The sequence below is a fragment of the Shewanella sp. FJAT-52076 genome (genome assembly GCF_019457455.1).
In the GTDB taxonomy this organism is placed as follows: domain Bacteria; phylum Pseudomonadota; class Gammaproteobacteria; order Enterobacterales; family Shewanellaceae; genus Shewanella; species Shewanella zhangzhouensis.
Genome location: NZ_CP080415.1, coordinates 2,742,360 through 2,765,535 on the forward strand (window position 1 = coordinate 2,742,360; position 23,176 = coordinate 2,765,535).

Consider the following 23,176-nt stretch of genomic DNA (forward strand, 5'->3'; position numbering starts at 1 on the left):
TGGCCGCCTTAAACGGGCATGCTCATGATTTCTTTGTAGGCTTCGACGAGCTTGTTGCGCACCTGCACTGTCGCCTCAAAGGCGACACTGGCCTTTTCACGGGCGATCACGGTATCAGACAGGGTCACGCGGGTATCGCCCATGTCCAGTCTGGTTGCCAGACTTGAAGAGCTTTGCTGCAGCTCGTTCACATGGCCTACTGCGTTGGCGAGCAAACTGGCAAAGTCAGCTCCGCTGGTGTTACCAACCTGACGAAGCGGCTGAGGCTCAATGCCCATGGAAGGATTGAGTTCGCCCTGGAGTTTCTGCATTTCCTGCATGAATGAAGATGGACCTATTTGCATATGCTGCTCCCTTCGCCATGAAATTGACGGGATAAATCGCTGATATCGGGGTACTGCAAAAGGCTTGCCAATAAACTAAAAAAGCAGGCCAAGCCTGCTTTTTGTGATGCTTTTGCCCAAATATCAGGCAGGTAACTGAATACCCATTTCCCGCATTCGGGCCATCTTGTACCTCAGGGTTCTGGCACTGATCCCCAGCCGCTCAGCCACCAATTTACGGCTACCGCGACACTGGCTCAGGGTCTCAAGAATAATCACATGCTCCTGCGCCTTGAGCTCATCCCCCAGCCCTTCGGGCTCGGCCTTGATGGCAGTCTCTTCCTGGGTGATTTGGTTAACGTCCATGGCGTCGATAATAATGTCCTGCACACCTATCTTCACCCCGGCGGACAGGATTAACGCCCGCTGCACCACGTTATCGAGTTCTCTGACATTCCCCGGCCACCGATGTGCCAGCAATCTGCGACAGGCTGCTTCGTCAAATTCGGGAACTTCAGTTCCCAGACGCTCTGCATGGCGTGCCAGCAAATGCCGTGCGAGTGGCAGGATATCTTTGGGGCGCTGATTCAGTGCCGGCCAGGTCAATGGAAATACGTTGATACGGTAATAGAGATCTTCACGGAAATCGCCCCGCTCTGCCATGGCCTTGAGCTCACGGTTGGACGTGGCAAGTACACGCACATCCAGCTTAATGGTTTTACGGCCGCCGAGACGCTCAACTTCCCGCTCCTGCAATACCCGCAGCAACTTGGCCTGCAATCCCAAATCCATTTCGGAGATTTCATCTAGCAGCAGGGTGCCCCCCTGGGCCTGCTCAAATTTTCCGGGGCAGGCCTGATAGGCACCGGTAAAGGCGCCTTTTTCATAACCAAACAGCGTGGCTTCGAGCATGTTTTCGGGAATAGCAGCGCAGTTGATGGCCACGAAGGGACCATCTGAGCGCAAACTTTGTTTATGGATATAGCGGGCCAGCACTTCCTTACCCGAACCTGAGGGCCCCAGGATCATCACCGATGCCTCGGATTTGGCGACCCGTCCGGCGAGGGCCATTAACGCCTGACTGCGCTCGTCGGCCACCACAGGTGCACCGGTATCGGCTTGTGCAGGCATGTATCGACTGACCTGATTAAGTAGCACTTCGGGTGAAAACGGCTTGGCGAGATAATCTACCGCACCGAGTTTGATGGCGCTCACGGCGCTGTCTATTGTGGCGAAGGCCGTCATCAGCAATAACGGAACCTTGGGATGATGCTGCCGTAAGTAGGCCAAGAGCCCCATGCCACCTATGCCTTCCATCTGTACATCGCTGATTACCATATCAAAACGTGATTCTTTCAACGCAAGAATGGCTTCTTCGGCGCTGGGAAGCGCCACACAGTCAAACTGCGCCAGCATCAGGGTGTCGAGCAGCGCCTCACGCAGAGACGCATCGTCCTCAACAAGTAGCAATCTGCCTTCAGGCATGGCTAACCTCCTTTACTGAATCTTCTGAAATCACGGGGAATTTAAGCATGACACTGCAGCCTCGATTGGCAGCGCATTGCATTTTCAGCTCACCACCATGGTTACGCACCACTGTCTGTACCACGGCTAAGCCAAGGCCTGTACCCTGTGCCTTGGTCGTAAAAAAGGGTTCCATCACCTGCTGCTCACTGCCGGATTCCAATCCTTTACCATCATCCACCACCGCAAGCACCAGACGTCCTTCTTGTATGCTGCCATGGAGCAGTATGTGGCGGGCGCCTGCTTCAAGGCTGTTCATCAAAAGATTATTAATGGCTGAGCTCAGTGCACTCAGGGAGGCCGCCATCATGGTGCCAAGGGACTCGTCCTGAAACCGCACTGCACAGCCTTTGTCGGTGGCGATGGGCTCACAGGTTGCCAGCACCGGGGCAATGATGTCTGCCAATGGCATTGGAGACATGGGCGCTTCCACTTTGCCCCTTGCCATCAACAGCATGTCGTTGACCTGTCGCTCCAGCTCATTCAGCCTGTCCACCAACTTTTGTTGGAAACGACTGCGGGAATCCTGATTGAGTTTCGGACTGGCCAGGTTTGCGGCGTAAAGCAGTGCTGCCGACAGTGGGGTTCTGATCTGATGTGCCAGCGTCGCAACCATTTTGCCAAGGGCCGACAGACGCTGCAGATGAGCAAGGTTACGCTGCAATAAGCGGGTTTCAGTCAAATCGGTCAGCAAAATCAGCTGACCGGGTTCCAGTGGCGTAATGGCCAGTTTGACTCTGCGGCCATTCTTGAGCGAGACCTCATGGCCATCGTCATCCTGAGGAGAGAAGGCTCTGGCGATGACGCTGAGCCAACGCTCACCCTCCAAAGGCCGGTCAAGCAGCTGAACCGCAACGGGGTTTGCCAAAGTGACTATGCCATCGGCATTCAGGATCACCACGCCAGATGGCATGGCTTCCAGGATCTGCGCCATTTGCTCGGCAGATGCAACGCCGCTGGGCTTCACCTCTTTAAGATGAGTCCGCGCCGGAAAGTCGGCTATCTTGGCTAAAGCTTTGGTGGCCATGGAAACCCCGTCAAAATTACGTTATTGACAGGGTTAATGCAGGGACTGTGCCAGAGTAGAAATTTAGTGAATGGGCTGGGACCTGAGTAAAATTAGTCTTTAGTCATCCCGTACTTACGCATTTTTTCAACCAGAGTGGTTCTGCGGATCCCCAGCATCTCAGCTGCGCGGGCAACGACGTTATCCTGCTGCTCCAACGCCTGACGGATCATGTCGATTTCGAGCTCGGCCAGCAAATCCTTAAGATTTACCCCTTCCGGAGGCAGTTCGCTCGGGAAGCGGGTTTCCGGAATTTCCACCGGCTCATCATCATTGAAAATGGACGCCAGCGCATCACGCTCCAGCATCTCTTCACTGACTTCGACACAGTACTCGGGGACATCGATATGGCGATATTTAACGGGTAGATCGTTCACATCCACCAAACCGCCCGGATACAGGATAGTCAGGCGCTCAACCAGGTTGGAGAGTTCACGTACGTTGCCTGACCAGTCGTGTTCCTTGAGGGATTCAATGGCGCGCTGGGTGAAACGCACCTTGCCGCGGCCTTCGTTAAAGACCCGGCTGACCAGCTCCTGCAGCAACAGAGGAATATCATCACAGCGCTCAGACAACGACGGCATTTCAATGGGGAAAACATTGAGGCGATAGAAGAGATCTTCACGGAACTCGTTATTCTCTATCATGTTCTCAAGGTTTCTGTGAGTCGCAGCCACAACACGTACATCGGCTTGAATGGGTTTACTGCCACCGACGCGTTCAAATACGCGTTCCTGCAACACACGCAGCAGTTTTACCTGCATGGCAAGGGGCATATCACCGATTTCATCCAGAAACAGGGTACCGCCTTCGGCCAGTTCAAAACGTCCCTTACGTGAGCTGATAGCTCCGGTAAAAGAGCCCTTCTCGTGACCAAAGAGTTCACTCTCCAGTAGTTCAGGCGGAATGGCACCACAGTTGACGGGAATAAAAGGACCGTCTCGACGCTCCGACAGATAGTGAATATTGCGAGCAACCACTTCCTTGCCAGTACCAGACTGGCCCAGCACCAAAACAGTCGCATCCGATGGCGCAACCTGACTGATGAGATGACGGACGTTGACTATGCCTTCACTGCGGCCAACGAGACTGCGGAATAACTTGGTCTGGTTGCCACTGGTAGGCACATCCGGGCGCTTCTGCTGGCCAAAAACCTGACAGAAATGCAGTAACTCGGTGAGTTGGGGATAATTGAACGGTTCTTCAATGCCGCCGATAAGGTTTGCACCCAGGCCATCACTTGCACCCAGCACTAAAATCGGCTGCCAAGGCATTTTGGTGGCAAACACCTTGACCTGATCCAGGGGCAGGGATCCAAGGTCAACAATCAGTGCCCGAAAACGGGTTTCTTTGACGGCTTGTTCCAGGCCACTTGGGTCCAGTGTCTCTAGTTGTTCACCTAAAAACTCAAGAATGCAGGAAAGACGGCCGATACGTTCGGTCTGGTTTCCTACAAGCAAAATTCTCTGGTCTGTCTGCATCATTCAGTTGGCCGTAACGCTCGAATATCTAACGAATCGCATTAATTATTGGTGTTCGTTGCTCACAGGGCGTCAATGCTGTTACTCCGGGAAAACTGCCGGTCATTCACACCATGTCGAATATTGTATTATCGGCAGTCGAGAAGCAAGTCTCTGCTTTACAATAAACTCTTTTGCTTCTGATTCTAGACCAATTTTCCCGCGCTTCCGACCCTTTTGGTCAATTCTCTGGCTAATGTCAAAAAAGGCGCATTCACTGCGCCTTTTTATTCGGGAAATTTATGTGCAAAAATCAAACAGCTTCGTCATGAGAAGTGATGTTATGTTGCTCTGTTGGGATGGCATCCCACCCCTCTTTCAAGGTTCTCAGCAATCCCATCACATCATCGATAGCCTGGGGATCGTTGTTAAGATTTGCCTCGCTGATCTTACGCAGCATAAAGTCATAGAGGTCACCCAGGTTTTTGGCAATTTCTCCACCAGCCTCCATATTCAGGCTGTTAGACAAACCAGTAATAATACCTATAGCCTTATTGATGAAAATGCCTTTATTGGTTAAGTCATTTTGCTCAATTGCGTAACGACTCTGCGCCAAGCGCTCAAGAGCGCCTGCAAACATCATCTGAATGATACGGTGGGGGGACGCGACGGCAATTTCACTTTCCAGTGATACCTTGCGATAAGATTGCAGTGACCCTCTCATATGTACCTACCTATTTGCATCGATTGTTCTGTAAACATTGATTTGGCGTTTACTTTTACTGCCGGCATGCAATAACTGCTGCCTGTGCTCCCGAAGAGTCATGGCCTTGGCTAAAAACTCCTGACTCAGTCGCAATTCCTTATTCAGAAAGTAACGATCTTCGTCTTCTTGGCCTGCTTCCATCTTCTGCAATAAAAATTGACGCTTGAGAATCATCTCTTGCAATTGTGATACCAAGTCATCAGCACTTTCATCTTCAGCTGTCGTTTTCTCCAGCTTTTCAAACAATAAAATTAAACTTTTATTGAGTACTTCCAGTTCGTGCATGTCGTTCTCCGGTTGGCGCTCAAATTCAGTTTAGTCTTTTATCACGCCAGGGAGCGAGTTCAGTCTGTCAATCAGACCATTGGTTTGCTGGTTGAGGCTCGCAACCACCAAATCCATCGCATTAAACTGTTTAAACAACCGTGCTTCCAATGCATCCATCTTACGGGTGAAGGCTTCCCGCTGATCATCAAGCCGCTGCTTTTCACTGTTGTATGTATCGTTACGGGTACTGATAACACCACCAGCCTTGGTGTAGGTGCTGGCGAGATCCGAAAAACGATTTGCAAGGCCAGTATCTTCCGTTGAAAACAAACCTTCCAGTGAGCTCATGTCTTCGGCGATGGCCTTATCCAGCTTGGCACTGTCAATTTCCAGCTTGCCATAGCGGTCGGTTTTAATCCCCATGTCATAGAGAGCAACCGTTTTCCCATCCACATCGACCCGCTCACTGACCATCTTACGCAGCTGCGACTCCAGAGAACGAATCATGGAGTCACCCTGCAATGCAGCAGCCTTTTTCTTGTCCGCATCGTAGGAGGAAAGCTTATTGATAGAATCAATCAAAGAGTTATAGGAATCTACGAAGCTGGACACATTCGCCTTCACCGCTTCGTCATCCTGAGAGATAGTCAGAGTCCCGACCTCTCCAATATCGGCCTTGGTCAATTCCAAAGTCACACCCGTGATGGCGCCTTTCACCTCATTACTGGCGGATGTGATTTTTTGATTATCAACGTACAAAATAGCGTCTTGTGCCACTTGCAGCTCAGACAGATTGACGCCATTGAACATGTCGTTAAGACCTGTGCCCGAAGTATCAGTGGCTGTCACGCTAACCTGATTGGCTGTACCTGTTTCTTCTGAAGAAAATACCAGGCGACTGCCCGCATCACTGGTAATGACGGTCGCAATTACGCCTTTATTGTCGCTGGCATCATTAATTTTTTTGGCAATGGCATTTAAATCGTCGGCAGCGTCAACATCAACGCCAAAGCTTTCTCCATTCACAGTGAAGTCAAGACGCCCTTCTCCCACGGTATCGGTTGCCGCAGCGGTATTGGTACCCGCAACCTTGTGTGAAAACGCCAACTGTTCAACTTTGATGGAATAAGTGCCACTTTGGGCAAATTTGTCAGCAGTCGCTTTAAAATAGAGACTGTCTCCAGTGGAGACTTTACGAATACTGAGTTCACTGCCCTTTTGCAGCTTTTTCAGGGCATCCTGAAATTTGGCCAGTTCACTCTTTAAGGTACCTATGGCAGAAACCTTGGCATTGATGGTGTCCTCTGTTCGGTTGAACAGAGCTTCCTTGGGCGCTTTCTCTGCGTTGACAATGGCCGAAACCATGTCGTTTATGGGCAGATTAGAGCCAATTCCGGTTGCAGTTAATGCCATATCGACCTCGTATTACGGGTGCACCTCAAGCCTCTGTTTTCATTAGAAGCCCGGTGACCTCTGATAATTTTTGGGCAATTTTAAGTGCTTCTTCACTTGGGATCTGCCTGATGACGTCTCCCGATGCTATATCCAGCACACTGACTACAGGTTGCCCGGATGACTCATCCACCCGAAACTCCAACCCCTTTCGCATCATAGACATCATACTGGACATCTCTTCTGCGACAGCAGCCAGTTGTTCTTTTTCAGCTTCAGCCTGTTGTTTCTCTTCCTGTGCTTTGGCATTTGCCTGGCCGGCGTCTACCGGTTGGGCAATATCAGCGCGATTAAGCTCCGCATCCTTCGGTGCCAAAGGTTTGACAGGTGTCGCTGCGAGCTCAGCCCGCTGATGCTGCTGTGGCAATGTGGCGCCAGCTAATGCAATATCCATACCTCACCTCATACCTTTCCGGCCAGATATCGCGAACAAGTCGGGATATCATGACTGATTTCCAGATATGGCAAAGGGAGATCCGTTGCCGAACCTCCCCCTGCCGTGCTTCAATCCCTGAGAAATTACAGCAGAGACAGGGCGATTTGAGGCAACTGGTTGGCCTGGGCCAGCATGGCAGAACCGGTTTGTTGCAGAACCTGATTCTTGGTCATGGTAGAGGTTTCTTTGGCGAAATCCACATCCACGATACGTGCCTTGGCGTCAGCTACGTTGGCCTGAGTGTTGGCACTGTTGCTGATGTTGTGGGCCAGACGGTTTTGGATAGCACCGAGAGAAGCGCGCTGTGTATCGATGTTCTTGATTGCATCGTCGATTTTGCCAATCGCGGAATTTCGACCTGCAGAAGTCAGTACAGTCAGCGAGTTAACAGACAAGGTGCCAGCGTTGTTTTCGTTAACCTTAATGGTAACGTCTTCGCCATCCTGGTGACCTACCTGGAACAGCTTACCGGCGGAGAAAGTACCGGTCATCAGCTTGGTGTTACCGAAAGCTGTGGTGTTACCGATAGCGGTGATTTCAGTCGCCAGCTCATCCATTTCGGCCTTCAGTGCAGACAGGTCATCTGAGCTGTTGGCACCGTTTTCAGCCTGGATGGCCAGGTCACGCATACGCTGCAGCATGTTGGTCTGCTCCTGCATCGCACCTTCAGCAATCTGAGCGATGGAGATAGCGTCGTTGGCGTTACGCATACCCACTTCCAGACCGCGAACCTGGCTGTTCAGACGGTTGGAGATGGCAAGACCTGCGGCGTCATCTTTGGCGCTGTTGATGCGCAGACCTGAAGACAGACGCTCCATGGAGGTTGCCAGATCACGGTTAGACAAGGTCAGGTTCTTTTGCGCCTTCATTGAAGTGACGTTGGTGTTTACTGTAATGGCCATGATCGATTCCTCTTGGTTACCTGGCTCAGGACTAGCCTGTCTTGTTCAGCCAGGCGGTCATACTCGTTACAGTATATTTAGCGGCAGCGTCTTTTTATCCTTTAGGGCTTTTTTGAAAAATTCTGACTTTTTTTAAATTTTTTTTATAACTCAAATATTTGCTCTATAAAAAACAGCGCGGCCAGCCTGACCAGTGGCAAAAAATTGCCGCCTGGCAGGCATCGCCGCGTACTGATGCCTGTTAAATATCAGCCGAGCAGAGACAGGGCAACCTGTGGCAACTGGTTGGCCTGGGCCAACATCGCCGAACCAGTCTGCTGCAGTACCTGGTTTTTGGTCATGGCAGAGGTTTCTTTGGCGAAATCCACATCCACAATACGGCTCTTGGCGTCGGCAACGTTAGCCTGGGTATTGGCGCTGTTACTGATGTTGTGAGCCAGACGGTTTTGCACCGCACCAAGCGCCGCACGCTGAGTGTCGATGTTTTTGATTGCCTCATCAATGCGATTCAAAGACGAGTTACGGCCCGCAGAGGAAGTGATATCAACGGCATTAACTGACAGGGAACCGGCGTTATTTTCACTTACCTTGATGATCACATCCTCGCCTTCCTGGTGACCAACCTGGAACAACTTACCGGCAGAGAAGTCACCGGTCATCAGCTTGGTGTTACCAAAGGCAGTGGAGTCACCGATAGCGGTGATTTCGGTGATCAGCTGATCAATTTCATCCTGAATCGCCTGCAGATCATCGGTGCTGTTGGCACCGTTTTCGGCCTGGATGGACAGGTCACGCATACGCTGGAGCATGTTGGTTTGCTCTTGCATCGCACCTTCAGCAATCTGGGCGATGGAGATACCATCGTTGGCATTGCGCATGCCCACTTCCAAACCGCGCACCTGGCTGTTCAGACGGTTAGAAATTGCCAAGCCGGCGGCGTCGTCTTTCGCGCTGTTGATGCGCAAACCGGATGACAGACGCTCCATGGAAGTCGCCAACTGACCACTGGACATGTTCAGGTTCTTTTGGGCCTTCATGGAGGTCACATTGGTATTAACAGTAATAGCCATGTTGAGTTCCTCTTCCTAGTGTTACCGCCAAGGCTTGGAGCTTGGCTAAATTAGTTAACAAAATTGCTTCCAGTGAGTGGCTGTGCCTGCCGCTACAAGTAGTCGAACAGGGACACAGAACCAACTCTGCTAAACACGTTGGAGACTGCGTTCAATGCAAGCTGTTGCTTCTCAAATTCCGAAATCGCCGTTGCGTAATCCAGATCTTCCAGCAATGACAGCGCCGAGGTATTGACGACCTGCTCTTCGGCGTGTCGTCCGGCGTAACTCTCAAGGCTCTTGAGGTTATTACCTGCCACGCTTCTGGCGGTGCTGAGCTGATTCAATCCGCTGTCAGTATTATTCAAGAGTTGTGCCAACTCAGCCTTTCCAGCGGGAGAATTCATGCGGCTATCGTCCTCTATCAGGGCGATTGCCTTATTAATGGTGTCGAAAATGCTGACTTCGGCCTGAGGGGCCAGGGAAATGCTGTCGCCTGCAGCGGGCGTACCTTCAAGCTTGACGTCTATCCCGTTGAAACTCACAGGATTGGTGGCATCAAAGTTGTTCACTGTGGTGACCAGTCCATTTGCACTGTCACGGACTTCCAGGTTCACGCCGCCAGCACCATTATCAATAAAATTAAAGGTATAAGTGTCTTCCACATGGGCTGCCGGATTGGTTATTGCAGCGCTTTGAACCTTAAAATCACCCGCCTGGGTCGACAAATAATTGACGGCATAATCGCCAAGGGCGTTAGGTGACGTCATAAACGCCATATCGCCGGGCACATTGGTTCCCATGGCAATACCTCGGGAAATCATGGCGTCACGCACGCCGGTATCACCGCTGTAAACCATGTTACCGGCACCATCGAAGGCAAAGGGCTCAGTGTCTGTTTTAAAACCGGAAAACATAAAGTTGCCCGATTCATCCCGGGTATTTGCCACATTCAGCAGTTCCTGAAGGCTGCCACGCATCTCATCGGCAATCATTTGCCGCTCGGAGGGCGATAGACCACCATTCACACCCCGCAGAATTTGCTCACGCACACCGGTCACAAGTTCTTCTGCGCTGCCAAGTTTACTTTCGGCTATACCCAAATGATTTTTGGCGTAGTCAATGTTCTTTAGAAATTGATCCACCAGCGCCTGCTGCTGGTTCAGGTTGTCAATGCCCAGGGCCGCCACTGGGTCGTCACCCGAGGTATTCACCTTCTTGCCACTGGACAACTGCTCTAGCAGCTTCGCGGTCTCTGTCTGCTTTTGCAGTATGTTATTGGTGTTCTGGGTAAACATTTGCGAGGTAGAAATACGCATCACTCAATCCTCTTAACGCACCGACGCAAACAGGGTGTCAAAGATTTGTTGGGCCGTGGTCATAATGCGTGCCGACGCCTGATACGACTGTTGGAATCGCAGCAAATTGGCCGCCTCTTCATCCAGGTTGACGCCGGATACCTCCTGAACCCGCCCATAGGCCTGCTGGTAAATGGCTTCGGCAGACTCCAAGCGTACTTCGGCAGCCTTGGTGCCTGAGCCAATCTGCTGCTTGGTTTTTTCGAACACATCAATGAGGGTGGACTTACCGCCGTTCATCAGTTTGGTATCAGCCAATTGCGCCATGGCCAGGGCGTTGGTGTTGTCACCTTCGCCGTAGCTGAGATCAAAGGTAAAACTGTCAGTGGCAGCCCCTGCGGACTCTATCTCAAAGGTAAAGCCAAAGGCGCTGATGGAAGGCGGCGTGTATGCCACACCGGCCGCAAGCACTGTGCCGTCGGCAGCGGTGACATCATAGGTATTGGCACCGGTATTGAGAGTAAAGGTCAGCTCACTGCCGGTCACCGGGAAGTTGGCCGCCAGCCGATTATCGATGCTGGTAACAGCAACCTTGGTGTTACCCGAATTCGTTGTATCGGCGGTAATCTTGGGTGCCGCCGCGGCAATGCCTTTGGGATCTGTCATCACTACCGACATCTGCGCAGCTGCCCCTGAGGTGGGCCGAATAAGGAACCTGTCACCGTCGGCAAAAGCGCCTGCATCGATGTTGATGTTAAAACCAGCGCCACCTGTGAGGGTGGAACCACTTAAGGTCAGTGGCGTCACATCGCCTGTAAGGGTATCGGTTAACTCATAGGTACCCGGGGCTGTGTATTTAAGCTCGTAGGCACTGCCAGAGAGTGCTCCCACATCTTCCACCGACACACTGAGAGAAGCAGTCCCCGTATTGCTGCCATACTGGCCTACACGGCTTTGGGCGATGAGCGGGTCGTTGATATCAAGGAATATATTGCTGCCGACCTGACCATTCATGTCAAATCCGGCCTTCTGCGCCTCGTTAAAGGCATTGGCAATACCAAGCGATAACTGGCCAAGTTCATTTTCAGCGGGAATAAGGGTTTTATCCCTGAATTCATACAACGCCGAAAGCTGTCCGCCCAGTTTTGAAGGGTCGACAACCAACGTTGAGGTGCCGGTGGTCGCAGTGAGCCTGAGTTCGTCTGAATATGGATCGCCCTGCGCCGTCCCTAAGCTCATGGCCACTTCTGAAGACACCAACATCACAGCGCCACCCAGCATGATGCTTTTGGCACCATTTTCCAGAGGTATCACATTCACCTGGGCATATTCGCTCAACTCCATGATCAGCGCATCCTGCTTATCCAGCAGCTGCATGTCTTCGCCCATGGTTTTCATCAACTCACGATTGATATTGGCAAGCTCAGTGCTGATTTCGTTGACGCGGGTCGTGATGGCATCAATCTGCTCATGGGTTTGCTTCATCTGCCCTTCAAGCTGACGTTGCATCTCATTGATGGCGCTGGCCATCTGCTGGGCAGAACCCAGTACACCGCCACGGATGCCCAGATCCGATGGCAAATCTGCCAGGCTGTTGATGTTTTTGAACATATCGTTAAGCGACTGGGGGATAGCCTTGCCAATCTGGGAAAACAGCTGATCGAGTTCACTCATTTTGGTGTGGCTGACTTCGGCGGCACCTTTTGCCGTTTGGCCGATGCGCAACTCGCGGGCGGCATATTCGTTGTACACCCGTTTGACACTGGAGACATAGGTGCCCGTGCCATAAAAACTGTTACCGGAGCGCTGCGACAGGTGAGTGGCCTGGGTCGCAACCTGGCGGTTATAGCCTTCGGTATTGACGTTGGCAATGTTGTTACTGGTGACTCCGAGCTGTGCCTGAGATGCCAGTACCCCGGTCCGGGCGATGTTCAATAAATCTATGCTCATTTCTTTCTCCGCCTGTCAGGGTCAGTTGCCAAGGGCCATGGCCTTGATTTCAGACGTTACCGCCTGCATTACCCGCATCACCTTGTCGGCATATTGAGGGTCCGTGGCATACCCGGCATTTTGTAAACCCTGCACGAAGGATGCAGGTCTTGCCGCTTGTTTGAGGGCATCACCGTAGCGATCGCCGCTTTTCAGGAAGTCGACAAAATCGTTGAAGCTTTGCTCCAGGGTGTCGTAAACCCGGAAGTCGGCTCGTTGACGTACCGCGACGCCCTGCTCAAATTCCAGGGTATTGATGGCCGCTTTTTCCCCTTCCCAGCGCCTGTCGGCTTTGATGTTGAACAGGTTATTGCTCATGCTGCCGTCGGGTCTTCTTACGAGCTTCTGGCCCCAACCGGTTTCCAGTGCCGATTGGGCAATCAGCACCTCAGGCTTGGTACCAAGACGCTTGGCAGCTTCATTCGCCAGCGGCATCAGGGCACGAATAAAATCCTGACGGCTTTCAAAACTCGGATTGTCCCGCTCACTTTCCAGCTGCTTGCTGGGGGTTTGCTTCCCGGCGAGCAATTGGTCGAATATGGGCGCAGCTGCGCTGGAAGCAGAAGCCGATACGGCTGTTGGTGCATCCAGAGCCGGGGCTTCATGGAAACCCATGCTTGTGGCCATATCAGCGTTCATCGCAGCGAGTTGAGGTTCAGCCATCTGACGCGCACTAACCCCTTCGAGTGGCGCCTTTGCCTGATTGGCCTCACTGGCCTCAGCAGCCTTGTCACGGCGCAGCATCATGGGGGCCCCCCCCATATCAAAACGCTTATCGCCACCCAGCACAGATGACGGTGTGATGGGGCTATCCTGAGGAGATAGCTGCTGCACCATCAAATCCACCAGTCCCAGCATGCCCTTTTGGGACATGTCGACAGCCATCTGCTGATCGCGCATTTCCTCATAAAACTTGGTGTACTGGCTGTTGAACGGGCTGTCGGATTCAAACACGGCATTGGCATCACGCATGCTTTTCATCAGCATCTGCACAAAAATCCCCTCGAACTGCTTGGCAACTTCCCGCAGGGCTGCCTTGTCATCGGCCTTGGCCTGGGCTCTTAATTTGTCCAGGCCACCGATGTCGAGGAAATGTGAAGCGTTTGAAAGCTTTTCCATGGTGAGTTGCCAATTTTCCGACAAGAATCAAATGACGATAAGCTCACCATGCAAGGCGCCTGCCATCTTTAACGCTTCAAGAATAGCCAGTACGTCCGAAGGCGCAGCGCCAACCAGATTCACGGCCCTGACCAATTCATCCAAGCTGGTGCCCGGATTAAACAGGAACATACGGCTATTGGCCTGAGACGCATCTATGGTGCTTTGGTTGGTTACCACGGTGTCGCCACCGGCCAGGGCATTGGGTTGTGACACCTGCTGATTTTCGGCAATGGTCACGGTCAGACCGCCATGGGTCACCGCCGCGGGCAATAACTTCACATTCTGGCCAACGACTATGGTGCCGGTGCGCGAATTCACAATCACCTTGGCAGACTCATCGGCAGGCTCTACTTCGACGTTCTCCAGTGTCGCGAGAAATGACACCCGCTGTGAGGCATCCCTTGGGGCATACACCTGAACCGAGGCTGCATCGAGTGCACGAGCCATTTCCGGCCCAAGCAAGTCGTTGATGGCATCGGCCATCCGCTTGGCGGTGGAGAAGTCGGCGCGGTGCAGGTTAAAGGTAAGGAAATCTCCATGGGCAAAGGCAGACGGTACTGCCCGCTCCACCAGGGCGCCGTTGGGGATACGCCCCACTGTTGGGGTATTCTGGATAACCTTTGAGCCGTCCAGCCCTTCGGCGCTGAAACCGGACACCACCATGCTGCCCTGGGCAATGGCGTAAATATTGCCATCCACCCCTTTAAGGAAGGTTTGCAACAGGGTTCCACCACGCAGGCTCTTGGCTTCGCCTATGCTGGACACTGTGACATCCAGGGTCTGGCCGGGTTTGATGAAAGGTGGCATATCGGCATGCACTGCCACTACGGCCACGTTTTTAATCTTGGGTTTTACGTTGGTCGGCAAATTAATGCCGAAGTTTTTCAGCATGGTGGTAAAGGTTTGCTCGGTGTAGTTCGCCTTTTCACCGGTGCCCGGCAAACCCACCACCAATCCATAACCAATCAACTGATTACTTCGCACGCCCTGAACGGCGGCGATATCTTTAATGCGCTCGGCTTTGACCGGCACCGTCATGGCCAGCAGGGCCACGGCAAGCAGAACCTTGATGTTCATGTCCAAGCTCCTTTAAAAGGGCCACCAATCGCTGAGGAAGAACTGACTGAGCCAGCCCACCTGCTGCGAATTGGCAAAGGTGCCAGTGCCGCTGTATTGAATACGGGCATTGGCCACCCGGGTGGATTCCACTTTGTTGTCTGTGGTGATGTCCTGGGGCCGGATAACCCCGGTGACCCGAATAAACTCGTCGCCGTTGTTGATGCTTATCCACTTTTCACCGCGAATAACCAGGTTGCCATTGGACAGCACCTGAAGCACATGGGCAGAGATATTGCCTCTGAGACTGTTGCTTTGATCCGCGTCAGCCTCACGCTTAGTGTTCATGCTGTCGGAATACCCCAGACTCAGCGGATTACCACTGATGGTGACCGGGCCGCCAAGAGCCTGGATGGCATCCATATTGAGATCCGAGCCTTTTTTGATTTCATTGTTGGCGCTCTTGGTTGCCTGGGTAGACTCGGTGAGCACCACGGTAATGATGTCCCCTACCCTGTGGGCTCGGATATCCGTGTACAGGCTTGCCGCCTGTGAGTCGAGGAAAATAGAGCCCGTAGGTTCCAATGCGACCGGCGGCTCTTCAGGCACCACAGGGGCATAGTAAGGATCGTCCGGAATGGGTTTGTGTTCTGTACTGGCGCATCCTGCGAGCACCAGCAGCGAACCAACCATAAGGTATCTGAGCATAACCATCGCCTCTTACAGATTCTGGTTAACGTAAGCCAGCATCTGATCCACCGCTGAAATCACCTTGGAGTTCATTTCATAGATGCGTTGACTTTCGATGAGATTGACCAGCTCCTCGGTCACATTCACGTTGGAGGTTTCAAGTGCTCCCTGACGAATCGCCCCCATGCCATCCAATGAGGCGGTACCCTGAATAGGTGTGCCGCTGGCACCGGTTTCCAGGTATAGGTTCTGACCTATGGGGTCAAGGCCAGAGGGATTGATAAAGTCAGACAGGGTCAGCTGCCCCACAATCTGGCTTTCGGCGGCCCCTGGAGTTTTTACTGACACTTCCCCTTCGGCAGACACGGTGATACTGGTGGCGTTATCGGGAATGGTGATGGCTGGCTGAAGCACATAACCGGAGCCGGGCGTAACTATCTGGCCGGTATCGTCCAGTGAGAATTGACCGTTACGGGTGTAGGCTGTGGTGCCATCCGGCAACTGAATTTCAAAAAAGCCAGGGCCTTCAATCATCATGTCCAGCGCGTTATCCGTGGTGAGCATGTTGCCCTGAGTAAACATCTTTTGGGTCGCCACCACCTTGGTGCCGGCGCCTATGTTCAGGCCATTGGGTAACTTGGTATTGGACGCGCTGATCCCGCCTGCCTGATTTACAGTTTGATAGAGCAGGTCTTCAAACACGGCGCGGCTTTTCTTGTAGCCGACGGTACTGGCGTTGGCGACGTTGTTGGATATCACGGCGATATCCGTTTGCTGAGCATCTAAGCCAGTTTTACTTATCCATAATGCGGGATGCATAATCCTGTCTCCTTAGCCAATACGTACGAGTTGTGCAGAAGCTTTATCGTTTTCTTCTGCGGTTTTCATCATTTTTACCTGCAGCTCAAACTGCCGCTGGATATCAATCAGGGCCACCATCTCTTCGACGGGGTTGACGTTACTGCCTTCCACTGCGCGGCTCTCCAGAGCCACGGTTTCATCCTGTGGTGCAGTCGTTCCATTCATCATCCGAAACAGACCATCGTCACCGCGCATCAGGTTTTGATTACCGGGGTTTACCAGTTTGATCCGGGCCACCTCTTCCACCACTTCGGCAGTCGCCCCCTGAGGCCGAACCGTGATGGTGCCATCCTGGGCAATTTCCACCTTATCGATGGGCAGTGGCAGAACGATTGGGCCCGCATCGCCCATCACAGGGCGCCCCTGTGAATTGGTCAGCAAACCGGTTTCGTCAAATTTCAGGCTACCGGCACGTGAATAGGCCTCGTTGCCATCGGCATCTTCCACTGCTATCCAGCCATCGCCTTTTACGGCAATGTCCAGATCCCGGGCGGTACTGTTAATGGGGCCGTGACGGAAGCTGGCCTGGGGATTTTCGGTCATGGCGAATACCCGGGTGGGCAATCCCTCTCCAAAGGCTTGCATGGAGCGGGATTGCTCCAAATCGGCCTTAAAGCCATCTGTGTTGGCGTTGGCCAGGTTGTTGGCCCGAATGGAAAGCGAATTAAGATTCTGCTTGGCACCACTCATGGCGATATAGAGAAATTTGTCCACGCTGGGCTCCGTCAAAGATCTAGCATGCACTCAGCAAAGCAAACTGCATGCCAATTAACCAAGAACGAGTCCTGCAAGGGCTGGGAAGGCGAGGATAAGGACGATAAGGGGGACGTAAACAGGCAAAAAATTGCCGCCCGAAGGCGGCAACCAAGGAGAGAAAACCTTAACGGATCTGCAGAATGGTCTGCTGCAGCGTGTTGTTCACTTCCAATGTTCGGCTGTTGGCCTGGAAGTTACGCTGCGCCGAAATCAGATCAACCAACTCTGTGGTTAAATCCACGTTGGACTGTTCAAGCGCCGCCGAACGAATAGCGCCAAAAGTACCACTGTTAGCTTCTCCCGCAAGAGCTGTGCCCGATGCCAGGCTTTCTTTCCAGGAGGTGTTACCCACCTGAGTCAGCCCCTGCTCGTTGGCGAAACGCACCAAAGCAACGCGGCCAAGGGGCACTGTACTTCCATTGCTGTAGGCGGCTTTAATCAGGCCATCTTCACCCACTTCCACGTTGGTCAGGCGACCGACAGTAGTACCATCCTGAGTCAGTTCGGTCACCTCAAAGGCAGAGGCGTACTGAGTCGGGTTGGCAAAATTAATGGTAATGGTTTGGTTGCCATCGGCGCCGGGCCCCAGAATGCCGGCACCACCAATCCCCAGGGGTTCTGTAGTGATGGTCGCTGGATTGGTTCCAGTGTAAGTACCAGTGCTGTTAAAGGTCAGTACGGCACCAGTCCAGCCCCCCGTGGTTTGAGCGGTTGCTGGTGTGTCCGGGACGCCGTCACCGTCAGTATCCGTTTGGTATGTGCCCGCACCACTGCCAAGATTCACAGGTTGACCATCGAGCGCATAGTAAGCCACCCAGTTGTTTTCCCCTGTGTAGGCACCATCGTTGGGCCGTACAAAGTAAGTGGTCAAAATATGTGGCTCACCCAGGGAGTCATAAATGGTGGACGAGGTTGAGTTGTTGAATGTGGTTGGATCATCTGGATCAAATGCCGCAGGGTCCTTGGTTTTTTCTCCGGCGTTCAGGTTCATCTGAATCCCCACGTTCTCGGTCATCAGTGGGCTGCCGGCAGTGTCGGGAATTTGTACCGGACGGGTAGTGGTCAAACTCACGGAGGTGGAGTTACCGAATTTATCCACCGGGAAGGTTTGCAGGAAGTTACCTGCGGAATCCACCAGGTAGTTGTTGCTATCGACCTTAAATGCACCAGCGCGGGTGAAACTGTAATCACGGGCCGAAGGGTCGGCCGACGTCACAAAAAAACCGCCGCCACTGATGGCCAAATCCAGCGCATTACTCGTGAACTGCAAACTGCCCTGATGGAACTGCTGCGCCACCTGAGTGGTGGTCACGCCACCACCCACCTGAGTTTTGCTGTTGGAGAAAATCGACGCCGCATACACATCGGCAAACTCAGCACGAGACTCTTTAAAGCCCGTGGTGTTGACGTTGGCGATGTTGTTGGCAGTGGTGTTCAAATCTTTCTGGGCGGCAGCAATGCCACTGAGTGCGATATTGAAAGACATAAGTCAGTTACCTCTTTAGTCTGGTTTTCTGGATCAGCTCTCAGCCACAGCCAGAACATCCGATAGTTTAATGCCGCCAATGCCACGCAAGTTAAGAATGGCGCCTGTTGCTGCAGTCCCAAGCGACACGCTGGTCACGTGGGCATAAGTTGAAACCGGTAATTCCTCGGCCTTACCATCGACCCGACCACTGGCCTTGATGGTGTAAGTACCGTCGGCAACGGGTTTACCTTCGGCGTCGAGGCCATCCCAATTCACATCAATGTTGCCGCCATCACTGCCATCGACACTGAAGGTTTTCACCAACTGCCCCTTGGCATCTTCAATGCGCACCATGATTGTCTCAATGGGCTTGGAGGTACTGATAACGCCCTTGAGGTTGGGCTCTTCAGCGGATACATGACCAGATGCCGATGGGATCAGCACCTTCTGTCCCACCAAACCCGATGCCTGCAGGGCCTGACTGGAGGTCATCACGGTATTCAGATTCACAATGTGCTCGTTCAAATTGGCGATACCGTCCACGGTAGAGAAAGACGCCATCTGGGCAATCATCTGGTCGTTTTCAACCGGCTTGAACGGATCCTGCATCGACAACTGCTGCGACAAGAGGGCGAAAAAGTCCTCTTGGGTCAATTCCTGTTTTTTGGCCTCTGGCACTGCTTCTTTGGTCTGCAACCTGACACTGTCCAGAAAGGGATTTCCCGTGCTCTGGGTTGACTGGGCCGCCGATGCCTGACTGATAGAGTTAAGAAAACTCACGGCTTACCTCCTTAGCGCCACATCCGTTATTTGCCCATTCTCAAAGTCTGCATCAGCATACTCTTGGCGGTATCGGCCACCTGGACATTCATTTGGTACGAACGCGAAGCGGATATCATGTCGGCCATTTCTTCCATCACGTTCACATTGGGTTTGTAAATAAAGCCATCGGCATCCGCCATGGAATGGTCCGGATTGTATTCTTTTTGCAGCGGCTTATCGCTTTCGACTATGCCTTTGACATTCACACCTCGTGCAGATTGCTGCTGGCTGGCTTTGGCAAGTTCAGCCTCAAACACGGGATGACGCGCCCGGTAGGTTTTATCGACGCTGCTGGACACTGAGTCGGCGTTGGCAATGTTGCTGGCGGTGGTGTTGAGGCGAACCGATTGCGCGCTCATGCCGGAGCCAGACACATTGAAGATATTAAACAAGCTCATTGTCAGTCTCCTTTAATGGCCTTTTTCATACCGTTGAACTTGCCTTCCAGAAAGCCCAGCGACATCTGATATTCCAGCGCATTTTGCATAAAGGCAGATTGTTCCTGCTGAATATCCACCGTGTTGCCATCGCCTGTGTCGGGCTGATTGGGGACACGGAACTGCACGTGCTGTCGGCTCAGAGCTTGCAAGTCAAAATGCCCTTCGCTGGTTTGAGCCATTTGCATGCCACGCTGGTGGCTGCGTGCCGCCTGCAACGCATCGGCAAAGTTCACATCCCGTGCTTTGTAATGGGGGGTATCGGCGTTGGCGATATTGCTTGAGAGGACTTCCGCCCGCTCTGCTCTGATGCCAAGGGTAAACTGATGCACCCCAAGCGCCTTATCGAAACTGATCGCCATAAAATTGCCTCCACGCCATGATGGCAGATGAAAAGCAATTCGTGTGCCAAATCTGGGGCGTTCCGCCATGCAGATGACAGACAACAAAAAAGCCGACTTGGCAAAGTCGGCTTTTTTGTTTTTATTCATTAGGTTATTCGGCTATGTCTTCTTCTGGTAGTAAATACCCGGGTTGCAGCGCACCATGTCAAATTCATCGGTCAAACCAGCAATGGACTCGGAAGCGCCAAGAAACAGGATGCCCTTGGGATTGAGAGCGGCAGCAAATTGCCGCAGTATTTTTGCCTTTGCCTCAGGGGCAAAGTAAATGAGCACATTACGGCAAAAGATGATGTCAAACTTACCCAGCAAGGCATAGCTTTCCAGCAGGTTATGTGCCCGGAAACTCACCATACGCCGCACATTGTCTTTAACCCGCATATTGCCGCTTGGCAGGGTGTCGAAAAATGCTCTTTTTCGTTCATCCGATAAGCCCCGTCCCAGCGCCAGGCTATCGTATTCGGCCTGTTTACAACGCTCCAGCATTGAGGGAGATAAATCCGTTGCCTGAATCGATGCGCCTGCGGGCAAGCCGCCCGGACGTTTTTGCTGATATTCGAGGATAGTCATCGCCAGCGAATAAGGCTCTTGCCCTGAAGAACAAGCGGCAGACCAAATTTTAAGCGGCCTGCCAAGCTTGGCATAGTCAGGCAGCAGCGCATTGGCGAGCAATTCGAAGGGGTATTTATCACGAAACCACAGTGTTTCGTTGGTAGTCATGGCATCAATGACCTCGGCGCGCAGTTGCCGCTCTGTGGGTTTCATTGAATGTTTGACCACTTCTGATAACGAAGGCAGGTTGTATTTGCCCATCAGAGGCGCAAGGCGGCTGCGGACCAGATACTGCTTGTTTTCGCCAAGCACTATGCCGCTGTGTTGTTCAAGGAACAACCTGAATTGATTATATTCCGCTTCAGCCAGTGATTTGTCTGACACCGTTTCTCATCCTGCACCTGATAGAGAAAATTAACTCAATAACTGGTTAACCTTCTGATTTTATTCCCCAAAAATAAGCGCTGCTTTATACATTATCCAGTGCCTGAATACAAGCGCCCTTGGAGGAGTATAACCCCGCCCAAGGGGAATGCCATCCTGCTCAGATACTCAGGTGCTTGTTAACCGCAGCGGCCAGTTCGTCGGGATTGAACTTGGCAATAAAGTCGTTGGCACCCACTTTCTGAACCATCGCCTGATTAAACACACCGCTCAGCGACGTGTGCAAAATCACCTTGATATCTTTGAGTTTGGGGTCATCACGGATTTCGGCGGTCAGGGTATAACCGTCCATTTCCGGCATCTCGATATCGGAGATAATCAGTGGGATCTCGTGAGCCACGTTGGTCATTTCCGCCGAAATGGCTTTCAGCTTTTCCAGTGCTTCACGGCCATCTTTTGCCGTGTCAATCTGTAGCTCGAGGGAGGTGAGCGCACGAATGATTTGCTTACGCGCCACCGCAGAGTCATCAATCACCATGATGTGGAAGTGCTGCCCACGATCAATCGTTAACTGTGCATCTGTGTCTTCACTGATGGCGGTACGGACCGGACTGATTTCATCAAGAATTTTTTCAACGTCCAGGATTTCTACCAGCTCTCCATCAATCTCGGTGACCGCTGTTAAATAGGAGTAGCGACCAGCGCCCTGAGGCGGCGGCATTATGGCTTCCCAGTTCATGTTGATGATGCGCTCGACTGAATTCACCAAAAAGCCCTGAACACTACGGTTATATTCAGAGATAATAATAAAGCAGTTCTGAATATTCTCGATGGGTTTGCCACCGGTGGCCGCGCTGAGATCAATCACAGAAATGGTGGTACCACGAATATGGGCCACACCGCGCACGAATGGATTGAGCTTGGGTAATCCTGTCAGGGGTGGGCACTGCAAAACTTCTTTTACTTTAAAGACGTTGATACCGAAGCGCTGACGGCCGTTCAGCTTGAACAGCAGCAGCTCCAATCGGTTTTGCCCCACCAGTTGGGTACGCTTGTTGACTGACTCAAGAATGCTCGACATAAGTTCGCCTTAGTGGTCTTGATGGAATGACGCCCCGATCACCTCGGAGCATAGGCATGTAAATTGCTTTTGTTATTGTCACCGACAACCCTTGCCCCAACTTCGTCAAACTTCTGACGGCCCGTCTAAGCGCTTGGACGAGGTACTTTGGTGCTGAATGAAAGTATAGGTGTAATCTGGCGCCACACGCTAGTCTGTTCATTATGAAAGTAAAGTTAGCACAAGTTTTGGTGATCCTGACGATGCTACCCAAGGTATCAATCGCAGAAGAACCTCACATCCCGAGTATATCGGCCATCGCTTCGGCGGCTGAAGCCGTGGTTATTGAAAAAATTGATGCACCGGCGAACGCCAAAATAAACGTACAGGCCCAAAGCCTGGAGAGCCGGGGGAATCTGCCCCGATGTGAAGGACCTGTATCAGCAAGACTCGCCACCGACAGACCCATTTCCCGTAACAATACAGTGCGTATAAGCTGTGTCAGCCCGGATCTGGACTATCCTTGGCAGATGTACCTTTCAGTCCGCGCAGAAGTGCTTTTCCCTGTGGTGGTGGCCAAACGCCCGCTGGGTAACGGCGATTTGCTGGACGCAGAGAGCATCGAAGTCAGATATGTCGACAAAACTCTCCTGCGTGGCCAACAATTTTCGCACTTACAGCCCCTTTATGGATCGCGGGTTAAGCGCCGTATCCCCCAGGATGCCCCCATCTTTGCCGACAACCTGTGTTTTGTATGCAAGGGAGATGCGGTAGCTATTTACGCAAAATCAGCAAGCTTTGAGATAAAAACCCAGGGCGAGGCCTTGGCCGACGGTAACGAAGGCGATAGGGTTAGGATTAGAAATATCAACTCAAACAGGGTATTAGAGGCAACTGTCATCGGCGTTGGCGAAGTGGAAGTCAAAATGTAAAATACCCTAAAGCTTTGCTGGCTGCGGCCGATATAAACCTCAAGAAACCCAAATCCGTGACACT

At 52.3% G+C, this 23,176-nt stretch carries 24 protein-coding genes; 1 reads left to right on the plus strand and 23 read right to left on the minus strand.

Annotation, left to right across the window (positions count from 1 at the left end):
• Positions 1–8: 8 nt before the first annotated feature.
• The 23 genes from fliE to K0H79_RS12080 all read right to left on the minus strand — a co-directional run bounded on the left by fliE (position 9) and on the right by K0H79_RS12080 (position 22,201).
• Positions 9–344, minus strand: a complete 336-nt coding sequence (gene fliE / locus K0H79_RS11970; RefSeq protein ID WP_220065009.1) for a flagellar hook-basal body complex protein FliE — start codon at positions 342–344, stop codon at positions 9–11.
• Between the two features lie 123 nt (positions 345–467).
• Positions 468–1,808, minus strand: a complete 1,341-nt coding sequence (locus K0H79_RS11975; RefSeq protein ID WP_220075952.1) for a sigma-54 dependent transcriptional regulator — start codon at positions 1,806–1,808, stop codon at positions 468–470.
• Positions 1,801–2,874, minus strand: coding sequence for a PAS domain-containing sensor histidine kinase (locus K0H79_RS11980; protein ID WP_220075953.1), 1,074 nt, complete (start codon positions 2,872–2,874; stop codon positions 1,801–1,803). Before K0H79_RS11980 ends, K0H79_RS11975 begins: the two co-directional genes overlap by 8 nt.
• Positions 2,875–2,966: 92 nt before the next feature.
• Positions 2,967–4,397, minus strand: a complete 1,431-nt coding sequence (locus K0H79_RS11985; protein WP_309304481.1) for a sigma-54 dependent transcriptional regulator — start codon at positions 4,395–4,397, stop codon at positions 2,967–2,969.
• A gap of 289 nt (positions 4,398–4,686) precedes the next feature.
• Positions 4,687–5,097, minus strand: coding sequence for a flagellar export chaperone FliS (fliS, locus tag K0H79_RS11990; protein ID WP_220075954.1), 411 nt, complete (start codon positions 5,095–5,097; stop codon positions 4,687–4,689).
• 6 nt (positions 5,098–5,103) lie between these two features.
• Complete coding sequence (locus tag K0H79_RS11995) at positions 5,104–5,424, minus strand: hypothetical protein (RefSeq protein ID WP_220075955.1); 321 nt, start codon at positions 5,422–5,424, stop codon at positions 5,104–5,106.
• Positions 5,425–5,454: 30 nt separating this feature from the next.
• Positions 5,455–6,819: a flagellar filament capping protein FliD gene (gene fliD / locus K0H79_RS12000; RefSeq protein ID WP_220075956.1), complete on the minus strand. Its 1,365-nt coding sequence runs from the start codon at positions 6,817–6,819 to the stop codon at positions 5,455–5,457.
• Positions 6,820–6,844: 25 nt separating this feature from the next.
• Positions 6,845–7,252, minus strand: coding sequence for a flagellar protein FlaG (locus K0H79_RS12005; protein WP_220075957.1), 408 nt, complete (start codon positions 7,250–7,252; stop codon positions 6,845–6,847).
• Positions 7,253–7,377: 125 nt separating this feature from the next.
• Positions 7,378–8,196, minus strand: a complete 819-nt coding sequence (locus tag K0H79_RS12010) for a flagellin (RefSeq protein WP_220075958.1) — start codon at positions 8,194–8,196, stop codon at positions 7,378–7,380.
• A gap of 248 nt (positions 8,197–8,444) precedes the next feature.
• Positions 8,445–9,266, minus strand: a complete 822-nt coding sequence (locus tag K0H79_RS12015) for a flagellin (RefSeq protein WP_220075959.1) — start codon at positions 9,264–9,266, stop codon at positions 8,445–8,447.
• A 92-nt stretch (positions 9,267–9,358) separates the two neighbouring features.
• Positions 9,359–10,564, minus strand: a complete 1,206-nt coding sequence (gene flgL / locus K0H79_RS12020; protein WP_220075960.1) for a flagellar hook-associated protein FlgL — start codon at positions 10,562–10,564, stop codon at positions 9,359–9,361.
• 12 nt (positions 10,565–10,576) lie between these two features.
• The gene (flgK, locus tag K0H79_RS12025) at positions 10,577–12,493 is read right to left on the minus strand and encodes a flagellar hook-associated protein FlgK (protein WP_220075961.1); all 1,917 of its coding nucleotides are present in this window, start codon (positions 12,491–12,493) and stop codon (positions 10,577–10,579) included.
• A 21-nt stretch (positions 12,494–12,514) separates the two neighbouring features.
• The gene (flgJ, locus tag K0H79_RS12030) at positions 12,515–13,651 is read right to left on the minus strand and encodes a flagellar assembly peptidoglycan hydrolase FlgJ (RefSeq protein WP_220075962.1); all 1,137 of its coding nucleotides are present in this window, start codon (positions 13,649–13,651) and stop codon (positions 12,515–12,517) included.
• A 27-nt stretch (positions 13,652–13,678) separates the two neighbouring features.
• Positions 13,679–14,770: a flagellar basal body P-ring protein FlgI gene (locus K0H79_RS12035; RefSeq protein WP_220065021.1), complete on the minus strand. Its 1,092-nt coding sequence runs from the start codon at positions 14,768–14,770 to the stop codon at positions 13,679–13,681.
• A gap of 12 nt (positions 14,771–14,782) precedes the next feature.
• Positions 14,783–15,457, minus strand: coding sequence for a flagellar basal body L-ring protein FlgH (flgH, locus tag K0H79_RS12040; RefSeq protein ID WP_220065022.1), 675 nt, complete (start codon positions 15,455–15,457; stop codon positions 14,783–14,785).
• 12 nt (positions 15,458–15,469) lie between these two features.
• Positions 15,470–16,258 carry a flagellar basal-body rod protein FlgG gene (gene flgG / locus K0H79_RS12045; RefSeq protein ID WP_011760426.1) on the minus strand — a complete coding sequence of 263 codons (789 nt, stop codon included), beginning with the start codon at positions 16,256–16,258 and terminating at the stop codon, positions 15,470–15,472.
• Positions 16,259–16,270: 12 nt separating this feature from the next.
• A complete protein-coding gene (gene flgF, locus K0H79_RS12050; RefSeq protein ID WP_220075963.1) occupies positions 16,271–17,014 on the minus strand; it encodes a flagellar basal-body rod protein FlgF in 744 nt (247 codons plus the stop codon).
• A gap of 166 nt (positions 17,015–17,180) precedes the next feature.
• A complete protein-coding gene (gene flgE / locus K0H79_RS12055) occupies positions 17,181–18,542 on the minus strand; it encodes a flagellar hook protein FlgE (protein ID WP_220075964.1) in 1,362 nt (453 codons plus the stop codon).
• A gap of 33 nt (positions 18,543–18,575) precedes the next feature.
• Complete coding sequence (flgD, locus tag K0H79_RS12060; RefSeq protein ID WP_220065025.1) at positions 18,576–19,304, minus strand: flagellar hook assembly protein FlgD; 729 nt, start codon at positions 19,302–19,304, stop codon at positions 18,576–18,578.
• 26 nt (positions 19,305–19,330) lie between these two features.
• Positions 19,331–19,744, minus strand: a complete 414-nt coding sequence (gene flgC, locus K0H79_RS12065; protein WP_220075965.1) for a flagellar basal body rod protein FlgC — start codon at positions 19,742–19,744, stop codon at positions 19,331–19,333.
• 2 nt (positions 19,745–19,746) lie between these two features.
• On the minus strand, positions 19,747–20,145 hold the full coding sequence (flgB, locus tag K0H79_RS12070; RefSeq protein ID WP_203324300.1) for a flagellar basal body rod protein FlgB: 399 nt from the start codon (positions 20,143–20,145) through the stop codon (positions 19,747–19,749).
• Positions 20,146–20,286: 141 nt separating this feature from the next.
• On the minus strand, positions 20,287–21,120 hold the full coding sequence (locus K0H79_RS12075) for a protein-glutamate O-methyltransferase CheR (protein ID WP_203324301.1): 834 nt from the start codon (positions 21,118–21,120) through the stop codon (positions 20,287–20,289).
• Positions 21,121–21,280: 160 nt separating this feature from the next.
• The gene (locus tag K0H79_RS12080; protein ID WP_220065027.1) at positions 21,281–22,201 is read right to left on the minus strand and encodes a chemotaxis protein CheV; all 921 of its coding nucleotides are present in this window, start codon (positions 22,199–22,201) and stop codon (positions 21,281–21,283) included.
• Positions 22,202–22,404: 203 nt separating this feature from the next.
• On the opposite strand from K0H79_RS12080, the gene flgA reads away from it, so the two are divergent.
• Positions 22,405–23,112 (plus strand): flagellar basal body P-ring formation chaperone FlgA, encoded by a 708-nt coding sequence (flgA, locus tag K0H79_RS12085; protein WP_220075966.1) that lies wholly within the window; start codon positions 22,405–22,407, stop codon positions 23,110–23,112.
• Positions 23,113–23,176: the final 64 nt, after the last annotated feature.